The following is a 6,721-nucleotide window of genomic DNA, read 5'->3' as shown; positions in this document are numbered from 1 at the left end:
GGCCCGGTCACCGGTCCGCCGAGGGGTGGGGTCTGCGGGTTCTGGATCGACGAGGTGATGGTGGGATCGGAGGGGACCGACCAGAAGGCGTCGTTGGTGAAGAACTGACCCGGGTCGTCGACCTGGTACTTGGCCAGGAGCTCCCGCTGGACCTTGAACAGGTCCTCCGGGTAGCGGAGGTGCTCCTCGAGCTCCGGGGAGATCGCCTCCCGCGGCTGGACGATGCCGGGAAGCGCCTTCATCCACGTCTGCAGAACGGGATCGGACTCGTCGAAGGCGTAGAGGTCCACCGTGCCGTCGTAGGCGTCGACCGTGGCCTTGACGGAGTTGCGGATGTACGAGACCTTCTCGTCCGGAAGGACCCGCCCGCCGGTGGCGCTGATCGAATCCGAGGTCATGGCCTCCAGTGAGCTCAGCTGTGCGTACGGGTACGTCTTGAGCGTGGTGTAGCCGTCGACGATCCACTTGATCCGCCCGTCGATCACGGCCGGGTAGGTGTTGGTGTCCGTGGTGAGCCACGGCGCGACCTTCTGCACGCGGTCTCGCGGGTCGCGGTCGTAGATGATCCTGGAGTCGTCGCCGATGAGGCTGGAGAGCAGGATGTTGCGCTCGGCGAACTTGAGCGCGTAGGCCGTGCGGTTGATCCAGCCCCCGACCGGCACCCCGCCCTCACCGGTGTAGGTGTACTGCTCGGCATCGGTGTCGTACTCGCGCGGGCCGTCGCCGTTGTCCCCGACGATCGCGTAGTCGGGGTCCGACTTCGCGATGAGCTCACCGAAGTAGATCCGCGGCTGGGTCACCGGGATCATCATCTCCTGACCGCTGGAGATGGCCTCCAGGTCCGAGACCTGGTAGTTGGGGAGCCCGCCGCGGTCCGAGCCCGCGTCGTCCGCGATCTCGTTGACGCGGTTGGCCGGCGCGGCCACGAACCCGTTCCCGTGGGTGTACACGGTGTGGCGGTTGATCCAGTCGCGCTGGTTGGCCTGCAGGGCCTGCGGGTTGAGCTCCCGGGCGGCCACGAGGAAGTCCCGCATCTCGCCGTCGATCGTGTAGCGGTCGATGCTCAGCGTCTCGGGGAAGCCGTAGAAGTTGCGCAACTGCTGCTGCTGCGTGAACGTCGGTGCCAGTACGTTGGGGTCGAGCACGCGGATGTTGGACAGGGTCGTGATGTCCGAGGCGGCGTCCCGTGGGTTGGGGTTGGCCGAGCCCCAGTTCTCGAGGTAGGTGACCCGATCGTCGCCGATGTCGTACGCCGCGCGGGTGGCCTCGATGTTCCGGGCGATGTACTCCCGCTCCTTCACGGCACGGTTGGGGTTGACGGAGAACTGCTCCACCGCCAGCGGCCACGCCGAGCCCACCACGAGCGCGGAGAACAGCAGGAGCACCGTCGCGAGGGCGGGGATCCGGAGGTCCTTGATGACGATCGCGGAGAAGAAGGCGGCCGCACACACCAGCGCCACCGAGAACATGAAGATCTTGGCGGGCATGACCGCGTTGACGTCGGTGTACCCCGCGCCGGTGAAGGTGGAGTTCTCGCGGAACAGCAACTCGTACCGGTCCAGCCAGTACGCGGCGGCCTTGAGCAGCACGAACAGCCCGGCCAGCCCGAGGAGCTGGATCCGTGCCGCCCGGGTGAGCGCACCCTCACGGGCACCGGGCCGGAGTCCGCCGAAGAGGTAGTGGGTGACGAGGTTGGCGAGGAACGCCAGGAACACGGCCACCATGAGCCAGGTGACGAGCGCGCGCCACACGGGGAGCTCGAAGGCGTAGAAGGAAATGTCGAGCCCGAACTGCGCATCGGTCCGGCCGAACGACGTCGAGTTGAAGAACGCGAGGACGGACTGCCAGCCGGTCTGTGCGATGGACCCGGTGAGCACGGCGAGCGCCAGCGGCACCCAGAACACCGTCCTGGCCGGGGACGACCCGACGGCCGCGCGGTACCGGGCCAGGGCGTCCGGCATGCCGGGCTGGGCCAGGAACACGGGACGGTAGCGGAAGGCCAGCAGGATCCCCGCGGACACCGCGGACCCCACCAGGAGGGCGACCACCGCGAAGAGCCCGATCCGCGTCAGCAGTTCGGTCCGGAAGACACTGGTGGCGTCGACGGAGCCGAACCACAACCAGTCCGTGTAGGCGGTGTTCAGCCGCGGCAGGACCTGGATGAGGATGATGAGGACGACGACGACGACGGCGACGGCTCGACCGCGTCGCGAGATCGCGATCGGTCGTCCGGGATTGCCGGGTGGGCGGACGGACACCTGGGAAGCTCCTGGACTGCTGGGGCGGACTAGCTCGTGGGCCCCACCTTACGGAAAACCGCCGTCTCACCCGCAGGTCGGCGGCTCTCCCCCCGTCGCGGCCACCTCCAGGGCGTCCAGCGCACCCCCGAGGGTCTCCACCTCGATCAGCCGGATCCCGCCCGGCGGGTCCTGCACGGCCTCCGCGCAGTTGCCGGCCGGGACGAGGAACTCGGTCGCCCCCGCCTCGTGGGCCGCCCGGATCTTGTGGGTGACGCCGCCGATCGGGCCGACGGTCCCGTCCGGCTGGATGGTCCCGGACCCGGCCACCTTCGCGCCGCCGGTCGAGTTGCCCGGGTCCAGCTTGTCCACGATCGCGATAGCGAGGATCAACCCCGCCGAGGGGCCGCCCACGTCGGGGTCGATGTTGATGGTGACGTCGGTGCCGTCGGCGGGGGTGTCCCCGACGAGGATCCCCAGGCGGCCCTGGTCGGGGTCGCCGTCCGGGCCGGCGGAGGCCAACCTCGTCGTCGTCGTCTCCTCCCGCCCGTCCCTCGTGAACCCGATCCGGACCTCGTCTCCGGGCCGGTGGGCACCGACCTGCTCGACCACCGCCGTGGCGTCGGACACCCGCTCACCGTCGACGGAGGTGAGGACGTCCCCCACGCGGAGCAGGCCCGCGGCCGGGCCGTCGGGGTCGACGCCCTCGACCCGGGGCTGCATGGGGATGCCGAGGTAGCCGTAGGCGGCGGCCTCGGCCGAGTTCTCCGACCCCACCATCTCGGCGGCGTTGGACTCACGGACCTCGTCCCTGGACCGCTCCGGGGGGAACACCTGGTCGCGGGGGACCACCACCTGGACCGGGTCGAGCCAGAACCGCACCGCGTCGGCCAGGGTGAGGCGGTCGCGGACCGCGACGGTCGTCATCCGGAGGGTGCCCTCGGTCTGGTCCGCCTCCCGCCCGCGGACCTCGATGATCGGCACCGTCTCCACGCCGCCCTCGACCTGCACCTCGGCCTCGCCGAACGTGTCGTACGTCGGGCCCGGGCCCATGGCGACGAGCGGGACGGTCGCCGAGGTGGCGAGAACGAACAACAGGACCGCCGGGACCAACGCGGCGAGGAGGGTCAGGAGACGTCGGGACACGGGGCAAGGGTAGTCCGTGTGCCCACACCGTGACGTCACGCCCGGGCCCGCGCGCCCGTGGGGGCTGTACCGTTGTGGCATGAACCAGCCCTTCGGATTCTCCGCCTCCGACGACGACGGTCGAGACGAAAACCGGGACCGCGAACCGGGCGACTCCGGCGGGCCCGGCGGCTTCGGCGGATTCGGGGGGGCCGGCGGCTTCGACCCGTCCCAGTTCGGCCAGTTCGGGCAGATGCTCTCGCAGTTCGGCCAGATGCTGGGTTCGATGGGGTCGGCGATGAGCGGCCCCGGCAGCTCCGGCCCCGTCAACTACCAGCTGGCCCGGACGATCGCCCTCCAGGCCCTCGGCCGCACGCCCGTCATCACCGACGCCTCGCGGACCGCCGCCGAGGAGTCCGTCCGCCTGGCCGAGTTGTGGCTGGACGAGACCACGGTGTTCCCCACCGGCGTGCACCGGACCGAGGCGTGGACGCCGCAGCAGTGGGTCGAGAAGTCGCTTCCCACCTGGGAGAAGGTCTGCACCCCGGTGGCCGAGCAGATGAGCTCGGCCACCAGGGGCGCCATGCCGGAGGAGGCGCGCCAACTCGCCGGCCCCCTCCTGGGCATGCTCGACCAGATGGGGGGCCTGGGCTTCGGGATGCAGCTCGGGCAGGGACTCGGCAGGCTCGCCCCCGCGGTGCTGTTCTCCTCCGAGGTCGGGCTCCCGTTCGGCGACGACGGCGTGGCCGCCCTCTGCCCGTCGGCCATCGACGCGTTCGCCGACGAGCTCGAGCTACCGCGGCAGGAGGTCGTGGTGTTCCTCGCCGCCCGCGAGGCCGCGCACCTGCGGCTCTTCGCCGGCGCCCCCTGGTTGCGGGCGCGGATCCTGGCCACGGTCGACGAGTACGCCAAGGGGATCCGGGTCGACACCTCGGGCCTCGACGACCTCGCGGCGGGGCTCGACCCGTCAATCCTCCAGGACCCCACCAAGCTGCAGGAGCTGCTGTCCGGCGGCGCCGGGGCGATCGGCCCCAAGGTCACCAACGTCAACGAGGCCGCGCTCGGCCGCCTCGAGACGCTCCTCGCCCTGGTCGAGGGCTGGGTCGACGCCGTGGTCACCGATGCCGTGGGCGACCGGCTCCCCAGCGCGGACAAGCTGCGCGAGACGTGGCTGCGCCGCCGGGCCGCGGGTGGCGCCGCCGAGCAGGCGTTCTCCAGCCTGGTGGGGCTCGAACTGCGGCCGCGGCTGGCGCGGGAGGCCTCCGAGCTGTGGCGCCGGGTCGGTGAGGCCGTCGGCACCGAGCGCCGCGACGGCCTGTGGAGCCACCCGGATCTGCTCCCCGTGGGCGAGGACCTCGAGAACCCCGCCGCCGTGATCGACCGCCTCCTGGACGAGTCCAGCGGTGAACAGTCCGGGGTGGACGAGATCGAGCGGTTCCTCCGGGAGGCCGGCGGTGCCGGCGGCGGCGGACCCGAGGCCGACGGACCAGAGGCCGACGGACCGGAGGCCGACGGACCCGACCGGAACGCCTGACCCGCGGCCCGGGCGGCGCGGAGAGGTCAGGTGATGACGCCCTCGTCGTCGTCGCCCTGGACCAGGTCACCCGCGTCCTCGTCGCCGGCCCCCTCCTGCCGCGCCGCCCCACCGCCGCCCCGGCCGCCCTCCGGGCCCGCCCCGAGCACGCGGGAGTACGCCTCCAGGTAGCCCATGGCCCGCTCCGTCCGCGGGTAGCGCCGGACCGCGTCCCAGAACTCGGGAGGATGGCCGCCCGGGACGACGAGGTGCGCGAGTTCGTGGAGGACGACGTAGTCCAGGACGTACGACGGGACCTCTCGCAGCGCCTCGCTGATCCGGATCTCCCGTGACCCCAGCGAGCACGACGCCCACCGCGTGGTCATGGCCGGGACCCACCGCACCGACGCCGGCCGCGGCGCGCCGCCGAGCCACGCGGACGACAGGGCCGTCGCTCGCGTCATGAGGTCCTCGTCCGAGGCTGCGGTCCCGGTCCGGCGCCTCGGACGGCGCAGACGGGCCAGCATGTCGGAGATGAGCCGGCGCTCCTCGGCCCGGGGCAACCCCGCCGGCATCAGGACCACCACCGTCTGCCCCTCGACCCGCGCCGACACCGTGCGCTTGCGCCGGCGCGAGCGCCGCACCTCGATCCGGGGATCGTCCGGGCTGGTGGGGAGGTCGGCCGCCGCCAGGGGGGACGGGTCCGGAGTCGGGTTCGGGTCGGTCGCGGGGCGGGGCGGGGGCGGCACGCGACCACCGTAGACGACCCCGCCGACACCGGTTCTCCACAGGCGGCGCGGAGACCGCGGGCCTGTGGACAACCGCCGTCTCGGGGCGCCCGCGGGCGGCCTCCCCGTGCCACGATGTGCCCGTGACCCCAGCCACCACCTCCGCCGTAGCCCCGCCCGCCGCGACCCGCGGCCCATCCGCCGCGCTCGGGCAGTCCCGTGCCGTCCTCCGCGCGGGCACCGTCGTGGTGATCCGCGACGCCGATTCGGTCCAGGTGGGCCTGGCCCCGGACCGTGCCGTGGTGGTGCGCGCCCCCGCCTCGTGCGGCCCCCGCGGACTGGCCGCGCTGCTGAGTGAGCTCGAGGAGGGCGCCGATCTGGACGAGGCCGCCGCGCGGGCGGGGGTCGACGAGCGGGACCTCCCCGCCGTCGCACGGATCCTCGTCCGACTCGCCGAGTTCGGCCACGTCCACCTCACCACTCCGGGCTCCGGCCCACCCCCGCCGGACCCGACCCCGCGCCCGTCACCGGTGCGCCGGGTCCACATCCTCGGGACCGGCCAGGTGTCGGAGGTGTTGCGCGGGCCGCTGTCGGTCAACGGGTGCAGGGTCACCACCGGCCCGAACCCCGGGCTGGACCTGGACGCGGACCGGCCGCCCTGGCACCGCCGCGGGGCGGCACCCGACCTGGTGATCCTCACCGGATCCATCGCGGTCGACCCGGTCCTCACCTCCTCGCTCACCCGTTCCGGCCAGGTCCACCTCCACGTGTACTGCCGGGACGGGCGCGTGGTGGTGGGACCGACCGTCCTTCCCGGGGACAGTCCGTGCCTGAGGTGCATCGACATGTTCCGCGCCGGGCGGGACCCGCGGTGGCCGTTCGTCGCCGCGCAACTCGTCGGCCGGGCCCCGGACGCCGGGGTCCCGGCGCTCACCGCCTCGGCGGCCCTCGTGCTGGCCGAGATCTCCGCCAGCCGGGAACCCGGGCGGCCGCTCCAGACCGTCGGCGCCACCGTCGAGATCAACCCGGCGGAGGGACTGTGGCGGCGCCTCGAGTGGCCGGCGGCCGATCGCTGCACCTGCGGAGCGGCGACGCGGCAGCGACCTCTGTCATGATTG

General features: G+C 72.8%; 5 protein-coding genes. 2 read left to right on the top strand and 3 right to left on the bottom strand.

Annotated elements, in window-relative coordinates:
• Both B4M60_RS14350 and B4M60_RS14345 read right to left on the bottom strand, forming a co-directional pair.
• On the bottom strand, positions 1-2,258 hold a 2,258-nt coding region (locus B4M60_RS14350), incomplete at its 3' end, for a UPF0182 family protein (RefSeq protein WP_291085508.1).
• Positions 2,259-2,324: 66 nt separating this feature from the next.
• On the bottom strand, positions 2,325-3,383 hold the full coding sequence (locus B4M60_RS14345) for a YlbL family protein (protein WP_291085505.1): 1,059 nt from the start codon (positions 3,381-3,383) through the stop codon (positions 2,325-2,327).
• 79 nt (positions 3,384-3,462) lie between these two features.
• Here B4M60_RS14345 and B4M60_RS14340 point away from each other — a divergent pair, with 79 nt between their 5' ends.
• On the top strand, positions 3,463-4,896 hold the full coding sequence (locus tag B4M60_RS14340; RefSeq protein ID WP_291085503.1) for a zinc-dependent metalloprotease: 1,434 nt from the start codon (positions 3,463-3,465) through the stop codon (positions 4,894-4,896).
• Between the two features lie 26 nt (positions 4,897-4,922).
• Here B4M60_RS14340 and B4M60_RS14335 read toward each other — a convergent pair whose 3' ends face one another.
• Complete coding sequence (locus tag B4M60_RS14335; RefSeq protein ID WP_291085500.1) at positions 4,923-5,624, bottom strand: M48 family metallopeptidase; 702 nt, start codon at positions 5,622-5,624, stop codon at positions 4,923-4,925.
• A 122-nt stretch (positions 5,625-5,746) separates the two neighbouring features.
• On the opposite strand from B4M60_RS14335, the gene B4M60_RS14330 reads away from it, so the two are divergent.
• Complete coding sequence (locus B4M60_RS14330; RefSeq protein ID WP_291085497.1) at positions 5,747-6,718, top strand: hypothetical protein; 972 nt, start codon at positions 5,747-5,749, stop codon at positions 6,716-6,718.
• Positions 6,719-6,721: the final 3 nt, after the last annotated feature.

It is taken from the genome of Dietzia sp. UBA5065 (assembly GCA_002415925.1).
In the GTDB taxonomy this organism is placed as follows: domain Bacteria; phylum Actinomycetota; class Actinomycetes; order Mycobacteriales; family Mycobacteriaceae; genus Dietzia.
This window is presented reverse-complemented; position numbering and strand designations above follow the sequence as displayed.